Origin of the sequence: Mixta gaviniae, assembly GCF_002953195.1 — a bacterium.
GTDB lineage: Bacteria > Pseudomonadota > Gammaproteobacteria > Enterobacterales > Enterobacteriaceae > Mixta > Mixta gaviniae.
In genome coordinates this window covers 222,408-245,679 of the sequence record NZ_CP026377.1, presented here as the reverse complement: position 1 = coordinate 245,679, position 23,272 = coordinate 222,408, and the positions used below count along the sequence as shown (strand labels likewise).

Annotated in this window: 21 protein-coding genes; 13 read left to right on the top strand and 8 right to left on the bottom strand. The window is 59.5% G+C overall.

The annotated features are described in order from the left end of the window. Positions 1-13: 13 nt before the first annotated feature. The gene (gene treB, locus C2E15_RS01070) at positions 14-1,435 is read right to left on the bottom strand and encodes a PTS trehalose transporter subunit IIBC (RefSeq protein ID WP_104955766.1); all 1,422 of its coding nucleotides are present in this window, start codon (positions 1,433-1,435) and stop codon (positions 14-16) included. Between the two features lie 247 nt (positions 1,436-1,682). Here treB and treR point away from each other — a divergent pair, with 247 nt between their 5' ends. Further along, the gene (gene treR, locus C2E15_RS01065) at positions 1,683-2,630 is read left to right on the top strand and encodes a trehalose operon repressor TreR (RefSeq protein WP_104955765.1); all 948 of its coding nucleotides are present in this window, start codon (positions 1,683-1,685) and stop codon (positions 2,628-2,630) included. A gap of 60 nt (positions 2,631-2,690) precedes the next feature. Here treR and C2E15_RS21200 read toward each other — a convergent pair whose 3' ends face one another. Beyond that, complete coding sequence (locus C2E15_RS21200; protein ID WP_128861361.1) at positions 2,691-2,873, bottom strand: hypothetical protein; 183 nt, start codon at positions 2,871-2,873, stop codon at positions 2,691-2,693. A 403-nt stretch (positions 2,874-3,276) separates the two neighbouring features. On the opposite strand from C2E15_RS21200, the gene C2E15_RS01060 reads away from it, so the two are divergent. Both C2E15_RS01060 and C2E15_RS01055 read left to right on the top strand, forming a co-directional pair. Then, positions 3,277-3,441, top strand: coding sequence for a con-10 family general stress protein (locus C2E15_RS01060; RefSeq protein WP_038629516.1), 165 nt, complete (start codon positions 3,277-3,279; stop codon positions 3,439-3,441). 288 nt (positions 3,442-3,729) lie between these two features. Further along, entirely contained in the window at positions 3,730-4,206 is a 477-nt protein-coding gene (locus C2E15_RS01055; RefSeq protein ID WP_104955764.1) for a YciE/YciF ferroxidase family protein, read from the top strand. Positions 4,207-4,474: 268 nt separating this feature from the next. On the opposite strand, the gene C2E15_RS01050 is transcribed toward C2E15_RS01055, so the two are convergent. Both C2E15_RS01050 and C2E15_RS01045 read right to left on the bottom strand, forming a co-directional pair. Beyond that, positions 4,475-5,866 (bottom strand): hypothetical protein, encoded by a 1,392-nt coding sequence (locus C2E15_RS01050; RefSeq protein WP_104955763.1) that lies wholly within the window; start codon positions 5,864-5,866, stop codon positions 4,475-4,477. Then, entirely contained in the window at positions 5,859-6,728 is an 870-nt protein-coding gene (locus C2E15_RS01045; RefSeq protein WP_104955762.1) for an alpha/beta fold hydrolase, read from the bottom strand. Before C2E15_RS01045 ends, C2E15_RS01050 begins: the two co-directional genes overlap by 8 nt. A gap of 784 nt (positions 6,729-7,512) precedes the next feature. On the opposite strand from C2E15_RS01045, the gene C2E15_RS01040 reads away from it, so the two are divergent. The 4 genes from C2E15_RS01040 to mqo all read left to right on the top strand — a co-directional run bounded on the left by C2E15_RS01040 (position 7,513) and on the right by mqo (position 10,717). Continuing rightward, positions 7,513-7,755, top strand: a complete 243-nt coding sequence (locus tag C2E15_RS01040) for a DUF1158 family protein (RefSeq protein ID WP_104955761.1) — start codon at positions 7,513-7,515, stop codon at positions 7,753-7,755. A gap of 157 nt (positions 7,756-7,912) precedes the next feature. Then, the gene (locus tag C2E15_RS01035) at positions 7,913-8,308 is read left to right on the top strand and encodes a YgiW/YdeI family stress tolerance OB fold protein (protein WP_104955760.1); all 396 of its coding nucleotides are present in this window, start codon (positions 7,913-7,915) and stop codon (positions 8,306-8,308) included. Positions 8,309-8,346: 38 nt separating this feature from the next. Next, positions 8,347-8,742, top strand: coding sequence for a YgiW/YdeI family stress tolerance OB fold protein (locus tag C2E15_RS01030; protein WP_104955759.1), 396 nt, complete (start codon positions 8,347-8,349; stop codon positions 8,740-8,742). Between the two features lie 391 nt (positions 8,743-9,133). Next, a complete protein-coding gene (gene mqo / locus C2E15_RS01025; RefSeq protein WP_245912334.1) occupies positions 9,134-10,717 on the top strand; it encodes a malate dehydrogenase (quinone) in 1,584 nt (527 codons plus the stop codon). Positions 10,718-10,836: 119 nt separating this feature from the next. Here the strand turns inward: mqo and C2E15_RS01020 are convergent, their stop codons facing one another. Next, positions 10,837-12,138 (bottom strand): SLC13 family permease, encoded by a 1,302-nt coding sequence (locus tag C2E15_RS01020; protein ID WP_104955757.1) that lies wholly within the window; start codon positions 12,136-12,138, stop codon positions 10,837-10,839. A gap of 150 nt (positions 12,139-12,288) precedes the next feature. On the opposite strand from C2E15_RS01020, the gene C2E15_RS01015 reads away from it, so the two are divergent. Next, positions 12,289-14,688 carry a phosphoketolase family protein gene (locus C2E15_RS01015; protein WP_104955756.1) on the top strand — a complete coding sequence of 800 codons (2,400 nt, stop codon included), beginning with the start codon at positions 12,289-12,291 and terminating at the stop codon, positions 14,686-14,688. A 276-nt stretch (positions 14,689-14,964) separates the two neighbouring features. Here the strand turns inward: C2E15_RS01015 and C2E15_RS01010 are convergent, their stop codons facing one another. Then, positions 14,965-15,555 carry a LysE family translocator gene (locus C2E15_RS01010; protein ID WP_104955755.1) on the bottom strand — a complete coding sequence of 197 codons (591 nt, stop codon included), beginning with the start codon at positions 15,553-15,555 and terminating at the stop codon, positions 14,965-14,967. Between the two features lie 140 nt (positions 15,556-15,695). Between C2E15_RS01010 and C2E15_RS01005 the strand changes: the two genes are divergently transcribed. After that, the gene (locus tag C2E15_RS01005; protein WP_425438047.1) at positions 15,696-17,150 is read left to right on the top strand and encodes an aminotransferase-like domain-containing protein; all 1,455 of its coding nucleotides are present in this window, start codon (positions 15,696-15,698) and stop codon (positions 17,148-17,150) included. Positions 17,151-17,171: 21 nt separating this feature from the next. Here the strand turns inward: C2E15_RS01005 and C2E15_RS01000 are convergent, their stop codons facing one another. Continuing rightward, a complete protein-coding gene (locus C2E15_RS01000) occupies positions 17,172-17,795 on the bottom strand; it encodes a glutathione S-transferase family protein (protein WP_104959036.1) in 624 nt (207 codons plus the stop codon). 113 nt (positions 17,796-17,908) lie between these two features. Between C2E15_RS01000 and C2E15_RS00995 the strand changes: the two genes are divergently transcribed. Next, complete coding sequence (locus C2E15_RS00995; protein ID WP_104955754.1) at positions 17,909-18,760, top strand: PhzF family phenazine biosynthesis protein; 852 nt, start codon at positions 17,909-17,911, stop codon at positions 18,758-18,760. A gap of 1 nt (position 18,761) precedes the next feature. On the opposite strand, the gene C2E15_RS00990 is transcribed toward C2E15_RS00995, so the two are convergent. Beyond that, entirely contained in the window at positions 18,762-19,520 is a 759-nt protein-coding gene (locus C2E15_RS00990; RefSeq protein ID WP_104955753.1) for an SDR family NAD(P)-dependent oxidoreductase, read from the bottom strand. Between the two features lie 115 nt (positions 19,521-19,635). On the opposite strand from C2E15_RS00990, the gene C2E15_RS00985 reads away from it, so the two are divergent. The 3 genes from C2E15_RS00985 (at position 19,636) to C2E15_RS00975 (ending at position 23,212) form a co-directional block, all read left to right on the top strand. Further along, positions 19,636-20,535: a LysR family transcriptional regulator gene (locus C2E15_RS00985; protein WP_104955752.1), complete on the top strand. Its 900-nt coding sequence runs from the start codon at positions 19,636-19,638 to the stop codon at positions 20,533-20,535. Positions 20,536-20,588: 53 nt separating this feature from the next. Then, entirely contained in the window at positions 20,589-21,593 is a 1,005-nt protein-coding gene (gene yhjD / locus C2E15_RS00980; RefSeq protein WP_104955751.1) for an inner membrane protein YhjD, read from the top strand. 287 nt (positions 21,594-21,880) lie between these two features. Beyond that, on the top strand, positions 21,881-23,212 hold the full coding sequence (locus C2E15_RS00975; protein WP_104955750.1) for an MFS transporter: 1,332 nt from the start codon (positions 21,881-21,883) through the stop codon (positions 23,210-23,212). The last annotated feature ends 60 nt before the right edge of the window (positions 23,213-23,272 follow it).

Below are 23,272 nucleotides of genomic sequence, written 5' to 3'. Positions count from 1 at the left end.
GTTCATCCCTTACTCAGACAACCAGCAGCTTGCCGGCGGCATGCTTGCGCTTATAGATAAAGGTGGTAAGCACCAGCGGGATAATGATCGCGACGAGCATCGCCAGGCCAAAGATAGACCAGTACTGCGTTTTAACCGACAGGAAGGCAGGCAGGCCGCCCACGCCGATACCGTTGGCCATCACGCCGGAGAGGCCGCAAATCAACCCGGCGCAGGCGGACCCTACCATGCCGCACAGCATCGGGAAGCGATATTTCATGTTGATACCGTACATGGCCGGTTCCGTTACGCCCAAATAGGCGGAGATGGCGGCGGGAACCGATATTTCGCGTTCGTTGGTTTTTTTGCTCATCAGAATGATGCCCAGCACCGCCGAACCCTGCGCCATATTGGAGAGCGCGATAATCGGCCAGACCGGCGTGCCGCCCAGGTTCTGGATCAGCTGCAGATCCACCGCCAGCGTTGTCTGATGCACCCCGGTGATCACCAGCGGCGCGTAGAGGAAACCGAACAGCGCAGAGCCTATCGGGGCGAAAGGTCCGGTCATCAGGTGGCTGACGCCCCAGGCGATGCCGTTACCGACGATGCGGCCGAAAGGACCAATAATGGTATGCGCCAGGAAGACGGCGAGCAGCAGCGACACCACCGGCACCACCACCAGCGTCAGGTAATCGGGGACGATGCGCTTCAGTTTCAGCTCAATCCACGCCAGCGTCAGGCCCGCGAGAATAGAGGGGATCACCTGCGACTGATAGCCCACTTTATCAATAGCGAACCAGCCGAAGTTCCACACTTCCGGCGTCTGCTGCCCCAGCAGGTAGGCGTTCATTAGCTGTGGGGAGACCAGGGTGATGCCCAGCACAATGCCCAGAATCGGGGTGCCGCCCATCTTTTTCACCACCGACCAGCAGATGCCCACCGGGATATAGAAGAATATCGCTTCGCCAATCAGCCATAAAAAGTCATAGACGCTTTTCCAGACGACGGAAGCCTCCGTCAACGGCGCGTCGTTATAGAGCGGCAGGTCGCCTATCAGGTTGCGGAAGCCTAAAATCAGACCGCCACTGATCAGCGCGGGCAATAGCGGAAAGAAGATTTCAGCAAAATGTGAAATCAGGCTTTCATGCCATTTCATATTTTGCCGCGCCACCCGTTTAGCGCTCTCTTTATCGGTACCGCTGACCTGGGTATGCTTCAGCAGCAGCTGATACCAGTCATCAACGTCGGTACCAATCACCACCTGGAACTGTCCGGCATTGGTAAAGCAGCCCTTTACCATACGTAATTTTTCAATTTCGGCTGGCTTTGCTTTTTTAGGATCGTTGAGAACAAAACGCAATCTTGTAATACAGTGACTTACTGTCGCTACGTTCTCTTTGCCGCCAACCAACTCGATGAGTTTATCAATATCTTGGGGGTTACTTTTTATCGCCATTTTTAACCTTCCAGACGGTGTTGAATGTGTAACGCGAATCAGGTTTCGCTGTGTAAGCGGATTTTTTGGCTACCTGTAAACGATGCAGACCATAACGGCTAACAGAAAGGCTCGATAGTAGGAACGTTCCAATTATCGAGAGGGATCACAAAATAATTACCATCGCGCCGGGGCAAGGAGTCGTGCCCTGGACTAACTGTTAATGCTAAAATCTTTATTTCAAACACTTTTAAAGGCGTCCTCATGTATGAGTGATAAAAAGCTGACACTGAACGACATCGCCAGGCTGAGCGGTGTTGGAAAGTCCACGGTATCGCTGGTGATCAACAACAGCGAGAAAGTCAAAAAAGCCACCCGTGAACACGTTGAGGCAATTATCAAACAGTATGGATATACGCCTTCTAAAGCGGCGCAGGCGCTGCGCTCACAGCGGGAAAAAATTATTGGCGTGGTAGTGACGCGTCTGGATTCCGCCTCGGAAAATCGGGCGATCAGAGCGATCCTGCCCCATATTTATCAGCAGGAATATGACGCCATTCTGATGGAAAGCTTACTCGATCCAAAACTTCTCGAAGGACATTTGCATGTGCTTGAGCAGCGAAATGTGGAGGGCGTCATATTATTTGGCTTTTCCGGCGTAAATAAAAAGATCATAAAAAACTGGAAGAATAAGCTGGTGCTTATTGCCTCCGCCTTACCCGATTTCGCCTCGGTCATCTACGATAACGCCGGCGCGGTTAAGCTACTGATGGAAAAAATGAAAAATGACGGTCACCGCAACGTCAGCTATATCGGCGTGACCAGCAATGACATAACTACCGGCAGCACCCGCTATCAGACCTATCTCACCTATTGTGAAAAATTCGGCTATCGCCCGACCGCCGCGTTAGGGGATTTGAGTTACCAGAGCGGCTACGATCTGGCGAAAGAGATCCTCACGCCAGAGACCAGCGCGTTAATTTGCGCTTCCGATACCATTGCGCTGGGCGCGATAAAATATATCAAAGAGCAAGGCTGGGAAATTAAGGTGGGCAGTATCGGCAGCACGCCGTTGATGACATTTTTGCAGCCCGATGTGATATCGGTCAGGCTGGGCTATCAGGAGGCGGGGTTAAAAGCGTCTCAGCTGCTGATGGATATGCTGCGCGGCGAGAAAACCCACGAGCATGTGATTATTCCCTGCGCCATTCAATAACCCCCGGCGGCCTGGCCGGGGATCGTCAGGCGCAGCGTATCACCGCGCCGGAAAAGTTGTTTAAGACGCCGGGGACGATCCGGTAACGGGTTCGAAACTATGCGCGTGCCGCCGCAGCCAGTGGGCGGAGCGGAACACAGCGCCGCCGTTGCGCAACAGCAGCCAGGCGGCTTTGCCTTTCTTCAGCACGATGAACGTCCCCAAATGAGGAAGTTCACGGGATCGTAACCATGTCGTCTGCATGAGCCATCTCCTCCGTAGTCGTGAAGTCAGTGTCGCTTTCTTATTAAAGATCAAAATAAACGAAACGGAAGCCGGCGGCTGAATTTTTTAACCTGGCGCGCTGCGTTTGTTCCAGGAATATTCCTGGCCGCTGCGCCTGACGCCGCCGAAATGTTATTTATAATGGGTACAGACGCAGCGGCTACAGTTATTACCGGCCCCATTCATAAAATATAACATTTCTGTTTAACCGTTACATGGCGCGGACTTATGGTATTTTCTGCTGTCATAAGAAAATCTTTTAGCTGCCATTTGCTTGCAATCTCACTGCCGCCCGCTAGATTTAAACACGTTGGATGCGCATATATTTGTCTCCCCACTGATAAATATATGCATTCTGTTAACGCACACGAGGAGAAATAATATGACTCAGCATCGTGGTGGTTCAGGTAACTTTGCGGAAGATCGTCAGAAAGCGTCTGAAGCAGGTAAAAAAGGCGGCCAGCAGAGCGGCGGCAACTTTAAAAATGACCGTGAAAAAGCCTCTGAAGCAGGCAAAAAAGGCGGTCAAAATAGCCGGCGCAGCTAATCTTTAAGCGGGCAGCCGCCTGAAAGGATTAGTCAAACCCGCAGCGTGCGTGCGCGCTGCGGGTTATCTTTATTGCAGTTTTATTTTCGTGCCAGACATTCCTGAATATAAGCCCGCCGCGTTAACGCGCGTAGCCGAACTTTTATTTAAAACAAGCGTAGCGGTAAAAGCAGGAGGAGTCTTAATCTCGTTTTTTTACCGTTGCATTTGTTTATTCCTGGCTATACTGAAATTAACAGGGCGCGTTACCCTGACTATATAAATTAGCCTTTGGTTATGGAGAAAACTATGAGTATTAAAACGCTGGAAGACCTGTTTATTCACGATCTCTCTGACGTCTATAGCGCTGAGAAACAAATTAGCCGTGCGCTGCCGAAAATGGCGCGTGCCGCCAGCGATGAAAAACTTATCGAAGCGTTCAAAACTCATCTTGAAGAAACTCAGGGCCAAATCGAGCGCCTCGACCAACTGGTTGAAGCCACCCCGGAAGTGCGTATCAAACGTATGAAGTGCCACGCGATGGAAGGTCTGGTGGAAGAAGCGCAAGAACTGATTGATTCCGTCGAAAAAGGCATCGTACGTGACGCCGGCCTGATCGGCGCGGCGCAGAAAGTTGAGCATTACGAAATCGCCACCTACGGTACCCTGCGTGCGATGGCCATCAAGCTGGGCTATAAAGAAGCCGCTCGCCTGCTGGAAGAGACACTGAACGAAGAAAAAGCGACCGATGAGAAACTGACGTTGATCGCTGAACAAGCGCAGTAACGCAGTAAGGTTTTACGCCAGGCCAGACGGCCTGGCTTTTTTTTGCCCGGCGCCTGCGCCCCTCTCCTGCCCCCGCTGGCATCGTTTTGCTGTCCAATAACCGCGCCTTTCGCAGCCTTTCCTGTCCATTACTGCCCAGCAGCCTGTTCCTTTAGCGTCTGCCCTCTTCCTTGCTCACCCGGCAGCCCGCCAGGCTACCCTCAATCGCCCCTCTTTTCTGCCGCCTGCTCCTGCCTGCGACAGGCAACGCCTCCCTGCGTCGCCACGCTTAGTTATGCTGCAAACACTCCACCTGAAACTTATCGCCGTAGCGCTGCACGCCCGCCAGAAAAGATTCGACGGAGAGCGGATCCGGCGGCGGCAATAGCGGCGCGCGTTGCTGCAGCTCGCGGTCGAAACGCGACAGCGTCGCGAAATCGCGCGGGAATTTTTCCGTATCAACCCCGACGAACGCGCCCTCATCCGAGGCGTAGTTCAATAACTGCTGCCAGCGCTCGATGGGCGCCATGCCGATACTCTCGGTGCCATGCGAAAAGAGCAGCAGATCGATATTGCGGAACGGCGGCTGCCGATCAAGATAGCGCTGCAGCGAAGCGGCGGACGGCTCGGTACAGAAGCTCAGCCAGAAGGGAATGGCGTGTTGCTGCATGGTCGTCCAGGGATCCATCAGCAGGAAGTTATCCACTACCAGCCGCGAGGCAATAACCCCGGCCGACATATACCAGTCGCGGTAGATCTCGGCGGCGACAAAGCTCAGCGCCTCCGGGTTTTCGTAGCGCAGTTCCACCAGCTTCCAGCCCTGGCTGTTCGCCAGCTTTTTCAGCTCCGCCATCAGGTGGGCATCAAAGCCCCACTCCGCTTCCGGCACCGTGGCGTCCGGCGCGGGCGGCTGCCATTTTTCCCGCTCGCTGCCATAGCGCGCCAGATGCTCCATCACCCGCGGCCCGCCCTCAAAATACTCCTGCTCGGTAGCGCCGCCCAGCGAACCAAACTGATAAAAAGATCGGTCGCTGGTGCGCGTTGCGGGCCACTGTTGGGTGCAGTGATTAATCACCAGCGTGCCGCCCGGCGGCAGCGCGCTGAGTAAAAACTCGTTATATTCCAGCGGCAGCTTGCGGTGCTTCAGGCGAAAATAGGACATCTGCTCCAGCATCAGCCGATCCTGATTCGGATCCTGCATCTGATGCACCGCAATATGCGGCGAGGTGGCCAGCAGCGCGTCGACAATCGGCTTGCCTTCGGTCAGCCCCTGCTGCGCGTCATCGGGATCGTTATGGGAAGAGCGCACCGGACAGAGAAAGGTCTGCGGCAGCCAGGGTACCCCCATCGCCGCCGCCAGATGCACCATCGCGCCGTTAGAGGCGCCGACAAAGGCCGCCTGATACTGCTGCTGCGGATACTGCCCGGCAACCCAGCGCGCAATGCCTTCAATATCGAGCTGCTGCGCCTGGGCAAGGGTAATGCCTTCCGCCATGCCGCCGACCGCGTAGCCCCATTCGCGCAGCCGTTCAGGCAGCAGGTTCAGGGCGGGCAAAACGCGATCGAGACCCGGCGACTGGCTGGGACTACTGAAGGGACGCTGATGCAGCGCATTGCTGAGCGCCGTGACCATCGCCGCTGAGGAGTCGAAGCGGGCGATGCCGCGTGGTGGTTTACTCATGATGCTCATACTCCTTCTGCACGCGGGCAATAAAGGGACGGATCGCGCGGCTGTAGCTCCAGGGATAGACGTAATGCAGCGTGTGGGTGCCTTTCGGCAGCGTCATCAGCTCGCCGCGCGGCAGCAGCGCCACCATCTCTTCGACCCAGCGCGCCGGCGACACCACATCATAGGAGCCGCGCACCACCAGCACCGGCGCTTTGATATGGGGCAAACGTTGTTCAATACGATCGCGCAGCATGGCGCGCAGGGTGCCGACCATGCGCCAGAGGCCCGCTTTGGCGAAATCGACGCGGCAAAGGGCGGCGGCCGAGCGGTGCGATTCACGCCGCCCGTTGCGCCAGTCGCGCCAGACCTGGCGCAGCAGCGAGCGGGAGCGGCGATCGACGGTCGGTCCCTGCAATACCAGGCCCGCCACCGCTTCGGGATGCGCCACTGCCAGCGCGGCCAGTACCTGGCAGCCAAAGGCGTTGCCGACGAAAACCGCGCGCGGGAGTTGATTCTGCTGCATCCACATCCAGAGCGCTTCCGCCAGCCTGTCGACATCCAGCACCGGCTGCGAGGCGGGAAAGGCGCTGCCGCCGAAACCGGGCAGATCGGGCACCAGCACGCGATACTCCCAGCCGAGCGCCAGCGCTAAATCTTCCATCGCGCGACCGGAGAGCGCCAGCCCGTGCAGCAGTACCACCGGCAGACCCGGCCGCGTCTCCGGCGTGGTGCGGGTAAACATACGCCACGGGCCCACCTGCTGATAGTAGCCCGCCAGGCCTGCCTGATGGCTGTGAATGCCGACCGGCGGCGTTTGCTGCCACTTGCGCCACTTTCTGACTAACAGGGCGCTACCGGCTATGGCAGCGGCCATACCGAGAAGCACTGCGCGGTTATCTGGCCCGCGCCGCGGGGTGTTCTCTTCATCAGCTGCCCTCAGAGTAAGGATACCCGCTAAGTTTAGGCGCTAAATGGCGCTTCGCCTTGTCGGCCGTCCCGCCTGACGGGCGCAGAGCCTGAAAGTGTGCGATGGCTATCAACAATCGGCATTTAGGAGAAAAAGAGAGTGACACAGACGCGCTGCACCGCTGACATCATGGCTGGCATGCGCCGCTAAGATTATGGCTGGCAAAGGGAGAGATGTTGTAACAAGAGGAGGTGATAACCATCGGTCCGATCCCTGGCCGCGGTTATCGAGGGTTTCTGTGCGGCGGCGCCGTTAGTTCAGCGCGCCTGGCGGTACATGCTTAAAGGTTTCAACGTAAGCACGAAACACATACCGAAAGAACTTTTTCATAGCGTGGACCTGAATAACTTTTGTTGAAAAAAACAACGAAATTATAACGACTGCCCTTTTTTGCGGCAACGTTTTTTGAACCAGATCACAGAATTGGCGGCGATTATGCAAAGGTTAACTTAAACAAAAGCTAAACAAGAGGGCGTCTTTTTAACTTTTCCGCCTTTTTCCAGCGATCACCGCATTGATTTATCAGCAATATTTTCACTACAGAAGAAAAAGCGCGCGGCCAGACGAAGTGCATAATCCGCTGCATAAAGTGAATAACGGCACGGCCGCGGCGCCGGGCGGCGTCAGGCGTTGAACCGGCGCGGTAATTGCCGGACAATGGCGCTCTGGTTTTTCTACTCTTTTAATCGCTATGAAATCCACTTTTGAAAACTGGCTGGCGCCGATGAGCATTCTGCTGCTGGGCTTTCTCTCCGCGCTGCTGCTCCCCGCGCCCGCTTTAGGGCCGCAGCTGGCCGCGCGTCTGATGGCGCTGCTGCACTTCAGCGATCTTAATCAGCTCTACACTATCGTGCTTTGCCTGTGGTTTCTGCTGCTGGGCACCGTCGAGTTTTTTGTGCTGCGCTTTCTCTGGCGCCGCTTCGGCCAGGTGTAGCCCCTCGCCTTCCGGCCCGCGCGTTTCCGGCGCGCGCGCTGTGCGTTATTGCAGCGGTCCCGCGCTGATTTCCCACGACTTTATCAGACTGTGCCAGGCTTATTACCTGATATGGCGCTTTTTGCCGGCCCGAAAGGACAATCATTAAGGAGAAGCTATGGCTAAAAAATTCACTATCGCCGCCCTGATCGCGTTATTTACCCTGCCCGCGTTCGCTGAAGACGCCGGCGGCTACAAAAGCGGCGAAACGCCGCCGCGCACCCAGGACAGCGGCTATAAAGGCACCGAAGATACCACTTCACCTTCTATCAGCCAGGTGAAAACCATGCGCGACGGCGCCTGGGTGACGCTGGAAGGGTATATCGTGAAGCAGAAAGGCGAGCAGAGCTATCAGCTGCGCGGTCGCGGCAATGAAACCATCGACCTGGTGATCCCGAAAAAGGTCTTCGACGGCAAAACCTATGATGCCGAAGATCAGGTGCGGATGAATGGCCGCCTGCGTCAGGATGGCAAACGCAGCTGGGTGGATGTCGAACAGCTGGGCGCGCCGTAAGTCGTCGCGCTGCGCAACCGAAATCACCGGAGGCCGTTATGCATAAATTCGTAACGCTATGCCTGGCGGCCCTGATCGCCGCCCCTGCGCTGGCCGCCGACGGCGGCTTTAATCCCGACGGCAAAGCGCCGCCGCCGGAAGATCAGAAAGATGGCTACCGCGCCGTCACCGATAACCAGAAGCTGACGGCGGCCGACAGGCTGACGCAGCTCTCCACCGGCACCTGGGTGACGCTGCAGGGCAACCTCCTGCGCCAGAGCGGCAGTAAAACCTGGACGCTGCGCGACGCCTCCGGTACCGCGCAGCTGCAGATTGATGATGCTGTCTGGCAGGGTCAGGAAGTGAAACCTGACGATTTAATCACCGTCAACGGTACCGTGCTGCGTCATGGCAAAAGCGTGCTGGTGCAGGTGAAAAAACTCCATCTGATGTAACGCTTTGCCGTTTCTCTCGTTCCCTTGCCGCATAAAGTAAGGGAACGCTTACCTGCAATCCCTTTCCCGCTGCGCCTTGCGCGATTTTTTAACATCTTCCTCGCTGAAACTGTGAGGCTAATCGCTTCAGCCTGTTCAAAACTTAACCACATTTTAAATTTTAAACAAATTATTCAATTTTATTGCGAGAATGTTATATTTCTTCGGCTACCTATAACGTGCAGTTAACCTGCACCCTTAGTGTGGTTAAACCGGGAAGATTTCGATGTTTATGGAAAGAGGATAACCCGCCGAACAGAAGACGGTCTCTTTCACCTGCAATTACCGTTGCTTCATCAACGGACGGAGATGTCGCCTCATGCGTAAATCAGCATTACTTCTGACGCGGTGTATGAATGCTTTAGGACTCAGCAAACATACCGCGACAGGAGGGGAAAAGGACGTCGATGTACTGCTCATCGGCGGAGGGATCATGAGTGCCACGCTGGGCACTTATCTTCAGGAGCTGGAGCCAGGCTGGACTATCGAGATGGTAGAACGGCAGGATAAAGTGGCAGAAGAGAGTTCAAACGGCTGGAACAACGCCGGTACTGGTCACTCCGCGCTGGCAGAAATGAATTACACGCCGGAAAAGCAAGGCGTCGTCGACATCACTAAAGCGATCGAGATTAACGAAGCCTTCCAGATTTCCCGCCAGTTCTGGGCCTCCCTGGTGCAGAAAGGCACGTTGCACACCCCGCGCAGTTTTATCAACACCACCCCACATATGAGCTTCGTCTGGGGCGACGACAACGTTAATTTCCTGCGTAAGCGCTATGCGGCGCTGCAAAAAAGCACCCTGTTCCGCGGCATGGAATATTCAGAAGATCGCGCGCAGATCGCTAAATGGGCGCCGGCGATGATGCAGGGCCGCGACCCGCAGCAGAAAGTGGCCGCAACGCGTATTACCATCGGCACCGACGTTAACTTCGGCGAAATCACGCGCCAGCTGGTGGCCTCGCTGGTGAAAAGCCCGCGCTTCCGCCTGCGTACCCGCCACGAAGTGCGTGATATTCAGCGCAACGCCGACGGTAGCTGGAAAATCTTTCTTGCCGATCTGGCGAACGGCGACGCGTTAAGCGCTATCAACGCCAAATACCTGTTTATCGGCGCCGGCGGCGCGGCGCTGCCGCTGCTGCAGAAAACCGGCATTCCGGAGGCGAAAGCGTACGCCGGTTTCCCGGTGGGCGGCTCCTTCCTTGTCAGCGAAAACCCGGAGGTGGTGAAGCGCCATCTGGCGAAGGTCTACGGCAAAGCGTCGGTCGGCGCGCCGCCGATGTCGGTGCCGCATCTGGATACCCGCGTGCTGGACGGCAAGCAGGTGCTGCTGTTCGGCCCGTTCGCCACCTTCTCTACCAAATTCCTTAAACATGGCTCGCTGCTGGATATGTTCCGCTCTATTACCCCCGGCAACCTGATGCCGATGGTGCGCGTCGGCCTGGATAACTTCAACCTGGTGAAATATCTGGTGAGTCAGCTGATGCTGACCGACGACGACCGCCATGCGGCGCTGCAGGCCTATTTCCCGGAAGCGCAGAAAGCGGACTGGCGTCTGGTGCAGGCGGGACAGCGCGTGCAGATCATCAAAAAAGATGCGGAAAAAGGCGGCGTACTGCGTCTCGGCACTGAGGTGATCGCCTCGCAGGATGGCACCGTTACCGCGCTACTGGGCGCATCGCCGGGCGCCTCGACCGCCGCGCCGATTATGCTGAACCTGCTGCAGAAGGCATTCAGGGATAAGTTTGCCTCGCCGGAGTGGCAGGCGAAGATAAAAGAGCTGGTGCCCTCCTGGGGCCAGAAGCTGAACGGCAATATCAGCGCCACCGAGCATGAGCTGGCGGAAACCAGCCGCATCCTGCAGCTGGATTACACGCCGATGACGCCGGCGGCGGCCAACGACGAGCCGACGCAAACTGCCGACGTGGTCGGCAAATAAGCCCAGGGCTAATCGCCGAGAGGATCGGCAACCCCACCAGCAACGGGCGGACAACGGGCGGCGAAAAGCCGCCCTTTTTTATGCCTGCCGCGCCGGGCGCCCTGACGCCGCCCGGCCGCCTACAGATAGCCCAGCAGACGAAACCAGCCATAGTAGAGCGGAAACAGCAGCAGCAGGCTGATAAACGCCACTGCCAGGCAGAGCCGCAGCCCGTCGCGCGCCGGAACGTTGCCCAGCGCCATCGCCACCACTACCGGCGACGCCTGATAGGGCAACAACGGCGTGGCGTAGGCCAGGACCTGCAGCATAATCACGCTGGTCAGCGGAAAGCCGGAGGCATCGGCAAAACTCTGTGCCATCGGGGTAAACATCGCCGGCACGCCGTTAGCGGTGACGGCAAAATTCAACAGGCCGGTAATGGCGCTAAGCGAGAGAAAGTTCGTAAAGGGCGTGGCGGGATCGAGCGGCGTCACGCGCAGCAGCCCGCGCGCGATTAAATCACCGAGGCCGGAATCGACCACCACCGCCGTGACGCCGAGAATAGCGGCGATATAGAGGCAGGTGCGGAAATTGACGCCGCTGGCGAACGCCTCGCTGGAGACGAAGCCGACGCGCGGCAGCAGGCAGACACAGGCGGCGCACAGCCCGACCCAGGCGGGCGAGATGCCGTGCAGGCTGTCGGTCATCCACAGCAGCAGCGTCACCAGCAGCAGCGCCATCAGCCTTCGCTCTGCGCCGCTGAACGGCGCCGCCGCTTCCGTGCGGACTACCGGCACAGGCCGGGCCGGAAACAGACGGCAGATACAGAGCGTCAGCAGCGCGCCTTTCAGCAGCCCCACCACCGGCGCCTGCAAAAACAGCCACGGCAGATAGCCGGGATGCAGACCGTACGCGGTTTCGGCGGCGCCGCTCAGCACCAGGTTCGGCACGTTGGCGGGCAGAATGCTGGCGGAAAGCTGAAAAGTGCCAAAACCGACCGCCAGCGCCAGGCCGATGGCGCCCCGGCTCCCCTCTTTGATACCCGCCCGGTTCGCCAGCGCCCCCACCACCGGCATCAGCAGCGCGATGCGCCCCATATTGGAGGGCATCACAAACGCCAGCAGGTAGCTGATGACGATCACGCCGCCGACCATGCGCGGCCAGCTGCCGCTGAGATGCGGTGCCAGCCGTTGCGCCAGCCGGTCGGCCAGCCCGACGTTACGGATCGCCACGCCGAGAATAAACCCGCTCAGCACCAGCCAGAAGGCGGACGAGGCAAAGCCGCCAAACACGCTGGCGGCGGGCGCAATATGCAGCAGCATCGCCGCGGCGAAAAACAGCAGCGCGGTAATAAATTCCGGCAGGCGCGCGCTGGCCCACAGCAGAATCGTCACCGCCACCACCAGGGTAGTCAGCCAGAGATGAGGATTGGACGTGAACAACGGACAGCTCCTTGCCAGCGCAGCCGAAAAACGCCTGTTTTTTGGCTGATTAAGATTTCTTCTATTAGGGTTAAAGAGTATTGAATTTCATCGCGGTCTGGTAAAGCGCTCCATGTCCGTATTTGTGATTGCAGTCACCGGAGGAAAAGCATGACCCATGCACAGCCGCATCCCGGCGCCGAAGAAGAACTGACATTGCTCGATCGCTACTGGCGTGCCGCCAACTATCTGTCGGTCGGCCAGATTTACCTTATGAACAATCCCCTGCTGCGCGAGCCACTGCAGCCGGAACATATCAAACCGCGCCTGCTCGGTCACTGGGGCACCACGCCTGGCCTGAACTTTATCTACGCCCACCTGAACCGCATTATCCGCCGCCGCGATCTGAATATGATCTATATCTGCGGGCCGGGCCACGGCGGCCCCGGCATGGTGGCCAACACCTGGCTGGAAGGGAGCTACAGCGAGATCTACCCGGAAATCAGCGAAGACGCCACCGGGATGCAGCGGCTGTTCAAACAGTTCTCTTTCCCCGGCGGTATCCCCAGTCATGCCGCGCCGGAAACTCCCGGCTCGATTAACGAAGGCGGCGAGCTGGGTTATTCGCTTTCGCATGCGTTCGGCGCGGTATTTGATTACCCCGATCTGATTGCCGCCTGCGTCATCGGCGATGGCGAAGCGGAAACCGGCCCGCTCTCCTCCAGCTGGCACGGCACCAAGTTTCTGAACGCCGCGCGCGACGGCGCGGTGCTGCCGATCCTGCATCTTAACGGCTATAAAATCGCTAACCCGACGCTGCTGGGACGCAGCAGCGACGAGGATCTGCATCAGCTGTTCAGCGGCTACGGCTATGAGCCTTTATTCGTCTGCGGCGACGAGCCGGAAAAAATGCATCGCCTGATGGCCGAAACGCTGGACAGCGCCTTCGATAAAATCCGTGAACATCAGCAGCGTGCCCGGCGCGGCGAAGCATCCGACGCCATCCCGCGCTGGCCGATGATCATCCTGCGCAGCCCCAAAGGCTGGACCGGCCCGAAAACCGTCGACGGCAAGAAAGTCGAAGATTTCTGGCGCGCGCATCAGGTGCCGGTCGCTTCCTGCCGCGAGGATGACGGCCACCGTCAGATCCTTGAGCAGTGGATGCGCAGCTACCATCCTGAGGAGCTGTTTGACGAGCAGGGCCGCCTGCGGTCAGAGCTGCGCGCGCTGGCGCCGCAGGGTGAAAAGCGGATGGGCGCCTCGCCTTATGCCAACGGCGGTCGCCTGCGGCGCGAGCTGGATACGCCCGATATCCGCACGTTCGCGGTGGATGTCACCACGCCTGGCGAAAAACAGGTGCAGTCTACCGAGGTGCTGGGCGACTACCTGCGCGCCATTTTTGCGCGCAACAAAGATAACTTCCGCCTGTTCGGCCCGGATGAAACCGCCTCCAACCGCCTCAGCAAGGTGTTCGACGTCACCAGCCGCACCTGGATGGAAGAGGTCCGTTCCTACGACGAACAGCTGGCGCCGGATGGCCGGGTGATGGAGATCCTCAGTGAGCATCAGTGCCAGGGCTGGCTGGAGGGCTATCTGCTGACCGGCCGTCACGGCCTGTTTAACTGCTATGAAGCCTTTATTCACATTATCGATTCGATGTTCAACCAGCACGCCAAGTGGCTGAAGGTGACGCGCAAACTGCCGTGGCGCAAGCCGGTCTCGTCGCTAAACTATCTGCTCTCTTCGCACGTCTGGCGGCAGGACCATAATGGCTACAGCCACCAGGATCCCGGCTTTATCGATCACGTTGCCAACAAGAAGGCGGATATCGTGCGTATCTATCTGCCGCCCGATGCCAATACCCTGCTGTGGGTGGGCGACCACTGCCTGAAAACCTGGGATCGCATCAATGTGATCATCGCCGGCAAACAGCCGGAGCCGCAGTGGCTGACGATGGACCAGGCGGTGAAGCACTGCGAAGCGGGCATCGGCATCTGGGAGTGGGCGGGCACCGAAAAGCCGGGCGAGGAGCCGGATGTGGTGATGGCCTGCGCGGGCGACGTGCCAACCATGGAGACGCTGGCGGCGGTCGACCTGCTGCGTGACTATCTGCCCGACCTGCGCGTGCGCGTGGTCAATGTGGTAGACCTGATGGCGCTGCAAACCCAGGATCAGCATCCGCACGGCATGGAAGATGCGACGTTCGACCAGCTGTTCACCGCCGATAAACCGGTGGTGTTCGCCTTCCACGGCTACCCCAGCCTGATCCATCGCCTGACCTATCAGCGCAATAACCACCGTAATTTCCACGTGCGCGGCTTTATGGAGGAAGGTACCACCACCACACCGTTCGATATGACGGTGATGAATGAGCTGGATCGCTATCATCTGGCGCAGGAGGCGATTCTGCGCGTGCCCTCGCTGGCGGGCAAGGCGGACCACATCCTCGATGCGCTGGAGGAGAAGATCGCCGAACACCACCGCTATGTGCGTGAATATGGCGAAGATGTACCGGAAGTGCGCAACTGGAAGTGGCCTTCACAGCAGGGCAGCGGCGGCGCACCGGAGTAAGCGCCTGACGACGGACAGGAGAGCCGGGTGCCGGTGAATCCCTGCCCGCTTTCGGGAATAACGCAGAGCGGGCCGGCTGCGAGCAAAGGCAGCCGGCCGCCCACTGCCCGCTTCCGGGAATAATGCGCAGCGGGTCGGCTGCGAGCAAGGGCAGGCAGCTGCCAGCTGGCCGTTGCCGGAGATAAGGCGCAGCAGGTCGGCTTGCGGATCGGCCACTCTGCGCACAGGTGATACTCCCTTGAATCTTCTGTCGGCCTCCTGCGGAGGCCGCACTTTTTACAACGGAGCGCCCCACGCGTCATACAGCATCCAGAGCGCGGTCAGCGCCAGCGACGTCGCCATCACGCCGTTAAACAGACGCCGCTTCCAGTCAATATCAAGCAGCACGCGCATCCGCTCGCCCAGCATCGCCCAGAGCAAAATGCAGGGCAGATTCAGCAGTGCATAACCCGCCAGCACCGTCATCACGCCGTTATCCGCGATATAGAGCAGCGCCACGTTGCTGACCATCAGCCAGGCTTTGGGGTTCACCGCCTGAAACAGCGCGCCGCCCAGCGTCGACATCGGCCGCTGCCGTGCGGCAAGCGTCGGCGCCGATGCACGCCAGATTTTCCACGACAGCCAGAGCAGCCAGCTACAGCCCAGCAGCGTCAGCGGCAGGCGCATCTGCGCCATCCAGCCCAGCAGCAGCTCCAGCGCCAGCGCCATCAGCAGCAGCTGGATCACGCAGCCGAGCAGGATGCCACCCACCATCGGCAGCGTGCGCCGCAGGCCGAAATTGACGCCTGAGGTCGCCAGCAGCAGGTTGTTCGGACCCGGCGTTATCGACATCACGGTGACATAGCTGAAAAAAGAGGGATCGATCATGGCAGGCTCCGGTTTGAAAACAGAAGCTTTATGGTATGCGGCGTTCCGTCATGGTAACAGAGACAACAAAACGCTATTGTCAGGGGTACAAATTTGTTATTTATTCACTGTACCCCTTCACCCGGAGCGCAACTGTGTCCGTGACGTTGTTTGAGACTACGCGTTATCAGCAGCTGGCGGCAGAGTTCGCCCGCGCTATTCAGGACGGCACCTGGCCGGCCGGCAGCCGTCTGCCCGCTATCCGGCGCGTCGCCGCCGCGCAGCAGCTCAGCATTAATACTGTACTGAGCGCCTGGCGGGTGCTGGAAGATCGCGGGCTGATTGAATCGCGTCCGCAGTCGGGTTACTACGTGCGCAGCGTGCTGCCCGCGCCGGAAAAGATCGTTGCCTACCGTGCCACCGTCGCGGCGCCAGGCCAGGCGCAGCTGGATCTGATCGATACGGTGTTCGCGGCGCAAAATCACCCTGACTACACCAACATTTCGCTCGCCTGCCCGCGCGACGGCGATTTCTATCCGGCGGCGAAGCTGGCGCGCATCACCGCCTCGCTGCTGCGGCGCAACCCGCAGATGATTGGCCGCTATGCGCTGCCGCCGGGCAGCGAACGGCTGCGCGAGGAGATCGCGCGGCGCGCCAGCTATATGGGCATGACGCTGACCGCGGGCGGCATCACCCTGACCCACGGCTGTATGGAGGCGCTGCAGCTGGCGCTACGCGCCACAACGCGGCCGGGCGACTGCGTAGGACTGGAGACGCCGACCTACTTCTTTCTGTTTCCCCTGCTGGCAAGCCTTGGCCTGACCGCGCTGGAAATCCCGACCGATCCGCAGCACGGCCTGTCGCTGGATGCGCTGGAGATGGTGCTGAGCGAACACCGCATTCAGGCGCTGATCGCCATGCCCGGTATGCAGAACCCGCTGGGATGCAGCATGCCGCTGGAGAATAAAAAGCGGCTGGCGGCGCTGATGAACCGCTGGCAGGTGCCGCTGATTGAGGATGGGTTATATGACGAACTGCAGGATCGCACGCCGCAACTGCCCGCGACCAAAGCGTTCGATCGCGACGGCTGGGTGATCTACTGCACCAGCTTTACCAAAACGGTGGCCCCCGATTTTCGCATTGGCTGGATGGCCGCCGGGCGCTTTTCGCAGGCGGTAGCGCGGCTGAAGGCGTTCTCTTCGATGGCGGAGCCGATGCTGCTGTGCGAAACCCTTGCCCAGTTCCTGGCGAACGGCGGCTACGATCGCCATTTACGCACGCTACGCCGCCGCTATGCCGCCAACCTCGACGAGGCGCGCGGTCTGATCGGCCGGCACTTTCCCGTCGGCACCCGCGCCACCCGACCGCAGGGCGGCTTTGTGTTCTGGGTGACGCTGCCGGAGCAGATCGATACCGTCGCGCTGTTTCATCGTTTGCTACAGGAGAAGATCTGCGTGACGCCCGGCGCGCTCTATACCCTGAGCGATCGCGCCGATCACGCGCTGCGCCTCTCCTGTTGCTATCCGTTTGATGAACGTTACCGCTACGCCATCAGCCGCGCAGGCGCGCTGGCCTGCGAAATGAGCGGCCTGCCGGCGGGCGCGGACGGCCCGTAAGCGCGGGGAGGGGGCGCTGTGCTACGGCGTGCCGTTACGCCCCCACTTCACATAGCCGTCGCGGCCCGTCAGCCGTTCGTAGTAGGCGCGCACCGCCGGATAACTGGCATGTTCCAGCGGCGTTTCGTACCAGCGGTTGACCGACAGGCCGATGGGAATATCCGCCAGGGTAAAGCGTTCGCCGGCAACATAGCGGCCGGTTTTCTGCAGCTGCTGATTCAGAATGCCCATAGTATAGGTCCAGCCTTTGCAGGCAGCGGCCAGCAGACGCGCGTTCTGATGGGCGGGCGACTGGCGCACCAGCGACATAAAGGCGTAGCGCCAGGCGGTATTCAGCTCGGTGGCCTGCCAGTCGATCCACTGATCGACGCGCGCGCGCTCACGCGGCATGGTCGGATAGAGCCATTCGCCGCCGTAGCGGTTCGCCAGATAACGAATAATGGTATTCGACTCCCAGAGCGTAAAATCGTCATCCTGAATCACCGGGATCATCGCGTTCGGGTTCAGCGCCAGAAAGCGCGCGTCGTGCGTCGATGTAAACCCCTCACCCCACTCTTCGCGCTGATACGTTAGCCCCAGCTCGTCACACAGCCATAAAACCTTGCGAACGTTGATGGAAGAGGCGCGCCCTAAAATTTTCAGCATCATTTCGGCCATGAAAAATCGTGTCGGTATGGTTATTCATAGTTGTCCCGATTGACGATAGCAATCTAAACACGTTAGTAATCAGCTTTCTGTTACTCAACACTGGGAAAATCATGGCCACTCCGCGCCCTTTTAAGCAGGTCGATGTCTTCAGCAGCACGCCTTTCAGCGGCAATCCGCTGGCGGTGATCCTCGACGCCAGCGCGCTGAGCGCGGCGCAAATGCAGGCCATCGCCCGCTGGACCCATCTTTCAGAAACCACCTTCGTGTTACCGCCGACGCATCCCGACGCCGATTACCGGGTGCGCATCTTCACCATTGAAGGCGAGCTGCCTTTCGCCGGGCACCCGACGCTGGGCACCGCCCACGCGCTGCTGGAGGCGGGACATCAGCCGAAAACGCCGGGCCGCCTGGTACAGGAGTGCGGCGTCGGGCTGGTGCAGGTGGCGATCGGCGAGGGCGGCGAGCTGGCGTTCGCCGCGCCGGAAGCGACGCTGACGCCGTGGCAGCATCCTGGCATCGCGGCGGCGCTGAACAGCGAAGCCGTTGACAGGCAGCATAGCGTGACCATCGTCGATATGGGCATTCGCTGGCTGCTGGTGCCGATGGTATCGGCGCAGGCGGTGCTGGATATTCATCCCGACGCGTCGCGTCTGGCGCAGCTGCTGGCGGACGCCGGGGTTAATGGCCTGATGCCGTTCGGCCCGACGGCAGAGGAGGAGGTGGCGTATGAAGTGCGCGGCCTGCTGGTGGAACAGGGCGCGCTAACAGAGGATCCGGTCACCGGCAGCGCAAACGCCTGCCTGGCGCGCTATCTGGCGGCGCAGGGATTGACGCATGACTACCTCGCCCGTCAGGGCACCGCGATACAGCGTGACGGCCGCATCAGCGTGCGCTTTCGCGACGACGCCCTCTGGATCGGCGGCGCGACCCGAACGGCGATCGACGGTGTGCTGACGGCGTGAATTACAGGAACATGCCGCCAGAGGCCTCAATGCGCTGGGCGGTGATCCAGCGCGTTTCATCGCTGAACAGCGCCGCCACCGCGTAGCCGATATCGTCCGGCAGCCCGGCGCGGCCCAGCGCGGTTTGCGAAGCGATCCAGGCGTTGATTTCGGGGTTGTCGCGCACTGAACCGCCGCCAAAGTCGGTTTCAATCGCCCCCGGCGCCAGAATATTGACCGTAATGCCGCGCGCCCCCAGCTCGCGCGCCTGATAGCGCGTCAGCACCTCCATCGCCCCCTTCATCGAAGCGTAGGCGGCATAGCCCGGCTGGCTGAAACGCGCCAGGCCGCTGGAGACGTTCAGAATACGTCCGCCATCGTTAATCAGCGGCAGTAGCCGCTGGGTAAGGAAAAACGGCCCTTTAAAATGTGTCAGCATTAGGGTATCGAACTGCGCTTCGGTGGTCTCGGCAAAAGCACCATACAGCCCGACGCCCGCATTGTTCAGCAAATAATCAATGCGCGATTGCCGCCAGCCGTTCTGCAGCGTTTCCTGCAAGCGGGCGACGAAATCACCGAAGCGCTGCACATCCGCCACGTCCAGCTGCAGCGCGGCGGCGCGACGTCCGCACGCCTGCATTGCGGCCACCACTGCTTCTGCCTCCCGCTCATCCTGACGCCAGGTAATAATGACGTCGACGCCCTTTTCCGCCAGCTTTAGCGCCGCATTACGCCCTAAACCCCGGCTGCCGCCGGTAATCAACGCGATTTTATCGCTCATTTGTCCTTCTCCACGCAGTTAGTGAGTGAAAAACCAGCATATTGAAATCTACAGCGCCGATAAACTATGCTCAGTACGCTTCATTGTTTCATTTTCGACAACAAACGGTGCATAAATGGATAAAATTCATGCAATGAAGGTGTTTGTGACCGTCGCGGAGATGGAAAGCTTCACCCGCGCGGCGGAAAGTCTCGGGCAGCCGAAGGGCACTATTTCACGCCAGATTCAGGCGCTGGAGGATCACGTAGGGGCGCGGCTGTTGCACCGCACTACGCGCCGCGTCCAGCTGACGCAGGATGGGCTGGTCTACTACGAGCGCTGCCGTGACGTGCTGGCAACGCTGGAGGAGATGGATGCCCTGTTCCAGAGCGAGCCGGCGACGCTCAGCGGTCGCCTGCGCGTCGATATGCCGGTGGCGCTGGCGACGGATATCGTTATTCCCAAACTGCCGCAGTTTCTGCAGCACTATCCCGGCCTGGAGCTGGAGCTGAGCAGTAGCGACCGCCAGGTGGATGTGATCCGTGAAGGGTTCGACTGCGTGGTGCGCATCGGCCAGCTGCAGGATTCCGGCCTGATGAGCCGTACGCTGGGCCATCTGCCGATGATGAATTGCGCCAGCCCCGATTACCTGATGCGTTTCGGGATGCCGCTCCGGCTGGAAGATCTCTCGCAGCATGCGATGGTGCATTACAGCCAGCAGCTCGGCAGCGCCCACGGCGGCTTTGAGTTTTTTGATGGCCAGCGCAGTCACTTTGTGCCGACCGGCGGCGCCCTGACGGTGAATTCGACACCCGCCTACCGCCACGCCTGTCTGGCCGGGCTGGGGATTATCCAGGTGCCGCGCCACGGGGTGCAGACGCTGCTGGAGAGCCAGCAGCTGGTTGAAGTATTGCCCCATTTTTGCGCCCGCCCGATGCCGCTGTCGCTGCTCTGGCCACACCGCCGCAACCTGGCGCAGCGGGTCAGGGTATTTATGGAGTGGCTGACGCAGGCGATGAAAGACACCATCGTATAACAGCGCGGCTATAATGACATTTTGACGCCTAAACAGAAGGATGACTCCGGTTCATGACGGACAAATATTCGCAGCCTCCCGAACAGCGGAAGGAAGAGAAGCCGCTGATTAATATTAAAACCGGCAATCACACCGTGGATCGCTCGATTAGCCGCGTATCGCGCTTTGTCAGCTGGTTCCAGGCGATCCCGGCGGTGGCGCACTTTCTGCGCGCCGGGGAGCGCTTCAACGATCGCCTCGGCAGCCAGTTCGGCGCCGCCATCACCTATTTTTCCTTTTTATCGCTGATCCCGATCCTGATGGTCTCTTTCGCCGCCGTCGGCTTCGTGCTGGCGTCACACCCGACGCTGCTGAACGAGCTGATCGATCGCATCGTCAGCAGCATCAGCGATCCGACGCTGGCCAGCACGTTGAAAAATACCGTGCATACCGCCGTAGAACAGCGTACCACCGTCGGCATTACCGGCCTGCTGGTGGCGCTCTATTCCGGCATCAGCTGGATGGGCAACCTGCGCGAGGCGCTGCGCGCGCAGTCGCGCGATGTCTGGGAACGCGGCGCGCAGGATAAAGAGAAGATCTATTTCAAGTACACCCGCGACTTTATCTCGCTGACCGGGCTGGTGCTGGCGCTGATTATTACTCTGTCGCTGACCTCCATCGCCGGTTCGGCGCAGGATGCGATTGTGCGCGCGCTGGGGCTGGACGGCATTGAGTGGCTGCGTCCGGCGATGACACTGATCGCGCTCTCGATCTCTATCTTTGCCAACTATCTGCTGTTCCTGTGGATTTTCTGGATCCTGCCGCGTCACCGTCCGCATAAAAAAGCGCTGCTGCGCGGCACGCTGCTGGCGGCCATCGGCTTTGAGGTGATTAAATTCATCATGACGCTGACGCTGCCAAAGCTCGCCTCTTCCCCTTCCGGCGCCGCCTTCGGTTCGGTGCTGGGGCTGATGGCGTTCTTCTACTTCTTTGCGCGCCTGACGCTGTTCTGCGCCGCCTGGATCGCCACCGCCGACTATAAGGACGATCCGCCGCTCACGCTGCGCCGAAAAAAGTAGTGCTTTAAGCCACGACGCGGTATCCACAGAGGAAAATGCCGCGTCGTGCGCAAAATTTCGCCATAAGTCAGTATGAATAGCTAACCCCTCACTTTTATTTCCCCGTTTTGTAGTGATTCACGCCAGAAAACGCGCCGTTCGCCCTGCCATTCGCCGGTAAAGCTTTCCTGCCAGAAATTATCCACTTTTTGCTGCGCGAGGGCAGGCGCGGCGCGGCTTTTCGCCATTGAACCCGCTTCTGCCAGTGCGTAAGATTCTTTGTCCGGGTTTACAAATAAGAAACAATTATGCAAGCATCCATCGCACCACCTCTCGACACCGAAAACGGCCCCGCGCCGGTTAATTCGCGCGGCAAAGTGGTTATCGCCTCGCTGGTCGGCACGGCCATCGAATTCTTCGATTTTTATATTTACGCCACCGCTGCGGTGATCGTTTTTCCCCATATTTTCTTTCCGCAGGGCGACGCCACCGTGGCGACGCTACAGTCGCTGGCGACCTTTGCCATCGCCTTCGTCGCGCGCCCTATCGGCTCCGCGCTGTTCGGCCACTTCGGCGATCGCGTCGGGCGTAAAGCGACGCTGGTCGCCTCGCTGCTGACCATGGGCATCTCGACGGTGGTGATCGGCCTACTGCCAGGCTATGATACCATCGGCGTGTTCGCCCCGCTGCTGCTGGCGCTGGCACGTTTCGGCCAGGGGCTGGGCCTTGGCGGCGAATGGGGCGGCGCAGCGCTGCTGGCGACGGAAAACGCGCCGGCGAAAAAGCGCGCGCTCTACGGTTCGTTCCCGCAGCTCGGCGCCCCGATCGGCTTTTTCTTCGCTAACGGCACCTTTCTGCTGCTCTCCTGGCTGCTGACCGACGCCCAGTTTATGAGCTGGGGCTGGCGTGTGCCGTTCGTGCTTTCCGCGGTGCTGGTGATTATCGGCCTTTACGTACGCGTCTCGCTGCATGAAAGCCCGGTGTTCGCCAAAGTGCAGAAAGAGAAAAAGCAGGTCCGCGTGCCGATCGGCACCCTGCTCAGTAAACATCTGGGCGCCACCCTTCTCGGCACCTTTATCATGCTGGCGACCTACACGCTGTTTTACATTATGACCGTCTACTCAATGAGCTACGGCACCGCGCCGGCACCCGCCGGGCTGGGCTTCTCGCGCAACAGCCTGCTGTGGATGCTGATGGTGGCGGTGATCGGCTTCGGCGTGATGGTGCCGATAGCCGGTCTGCTGGCGGATCGCTTCGGCCGCCGCAAAACCATGATTGTGATTACCCTCGGCATTATGCTGTTCGCCCTGTTGTTCCCGATGCTGATGGCCTCCGGCAGCCAGGCGATGATGATGCTGTTCCTGCTGATCGGCCTGAGCATTATGGGGCTGACCTTTGGCCCGATGGGCGCGCTGCTGCCGGAGCTGTTCCCCACCGAAGTGCGCTACACCGGGGCATCATTCTCCTACAACCTGTCGTCGATCCTCGGCGCGTCGGTGGCGCCCTATATCGCCGCCTGGCTCAACGCCAATTACGGGCTGTTCGCTGTCGGCCTCTATCTGGCAGCGATGGCGCTGCTGACGCTGATTGCGCTGATCGCCTGTAAAGAGACGCGCCATCAGACGCTGTACGAAGCCTGACGGCGCGGCGCGCTTGCCGTCGGGAAAAAGAAAAAGGCGTCGTTATGACGCCTTTTTTGT

Bases quoted from the DNA above. Each gene is read 5' to 3' on its own strand.
- treB (WP_104955766.1), bottom strand. From the start codon at position 1,435: ATGGCGATAAAAAGTAACCCCCAAGATATTGATAAACTCATCGAGTTG.
- treR (WP_104955765.1), top strand. From the start codon at position 1,683: ATGAGTGATAAAAAGCTGACACTGAACGACATCGCCAGGCTGAGCGGT.
- C2E15_RS21200 (WP_128861361.1), bottom strand. From the start codon at position 2,873: ATGCAGACGACATGGTTACGATCCCGTGAACTTCCTCATTTGGGGACG.
- C2E15_RS01060 (WP_038629516.1), top strand. From the start codon at position 3,277: ATGACTCAGCATCGTGGTGGTTCAGGTAACTTTGCGGAAGATCGTCAG.
- C2E15_RS01055 (WP_104955764.1), top strand. From the start codon at position 3,730: ATGAGTATTAAAACGCTGGAAGACCTGTTTATTCACGATCTCTCTGAC.
- C2E15_RS01050 (WP_104955763.1), bottom strand. From the start codon at position 5,866: ATGAGTAAACCACCACGCGGCATCGCCCGCTTCGACTCCTCAGCGGCG.
- C2E15_RS01045 (WP_104955762.1), bottom strand. From the start codon at position 6,728: ATGGCCGCTGCCATAGCCGGTAGCGCCCTGTTAGTCAGAAAGTGGCGC.
- C2E15_RS01040 (WP_104955761.1), top strand. From the start codon at position 7,513: ATGAAATCCACTTTTGAAAACTGGCTGGCGCCGATGAGCATTCTGCTG.
- C2E15_RS01035 (WP_104955760.1), top strand. From the start codon at position 7,913: ATGGCTAAAAAATTCACTATCGCCGCCCTGATCGCGTTATTTACCCTG.
- C2E15_RS01030 (WP_104955759.1), top strand. From the start codon at position 8,347: ATGCATAAATTCGTAACGCTATGCCTGGCGGCCCTGATCGCCGCCCCT.
- mqo (WP_245912334.1), top strand. From the start codon at position 9,134: ATGAATGCTTTAGGACTCAGCAAACATACCGCGACAGGAGGGGAAAAG.
- C2E15_RS01015 (WP_104955756.1), top strand. From the start codon at position 12,289: ATGACCCATGCACAGCCGCATCCCGGCGCCGAAGAAGAACTGACATTG.
- C2E15_RS01010 (WP_104955755.1), bottom strand. From the start codon at position 15,555: ATGATCGATCCCTCTTTTTTCAGCTATGTCACCGTGATGTCGATAACG.
- C2E15_RS01000 (WP_104959036.1), bottom strand. From the start codon at position 17,795: ATGCTGAAAATTTTAGGGCGCGCCTCTTCCATCAACGTTCGCAAGGTT.
- C2E15_RS00995 (WP_104955754.1), top strand. From the start codon at position 17,909: ATGGCCACTCCGCGCCCTTTTAAGCAGGTCGATGTCTTCAGCAGCACG.
- C2E15_RS00990 (WP_104955753.1), bottom strand. From the start codon at position 19,520: ATGAGCGATAAAATCGCGTTGATTACCGGCGGCAGCCGGGGTTTAGGG.
- C2E15_RS00985 (WP_104955752.1), top strand. From the start codon at position 19,636: ATGGATAAAATTCATGCAATGAAGGTGTTTGTGACCGTCGCGGAGATG.
- yhjD (WP_104955751.1), top strand. From the start codon at position 20,589: ATGACGGACAAATATTCGCAGCCTCCCGAACAGCGGAAGGAAGAGAAG.
- C2E15_RS00975 (WP_104955750.1), top strand. From the start codon at position 21,881: ATGCAAGCATCCATCGCACCACCTCTCGACACCGAAAACGGCCCCGCG.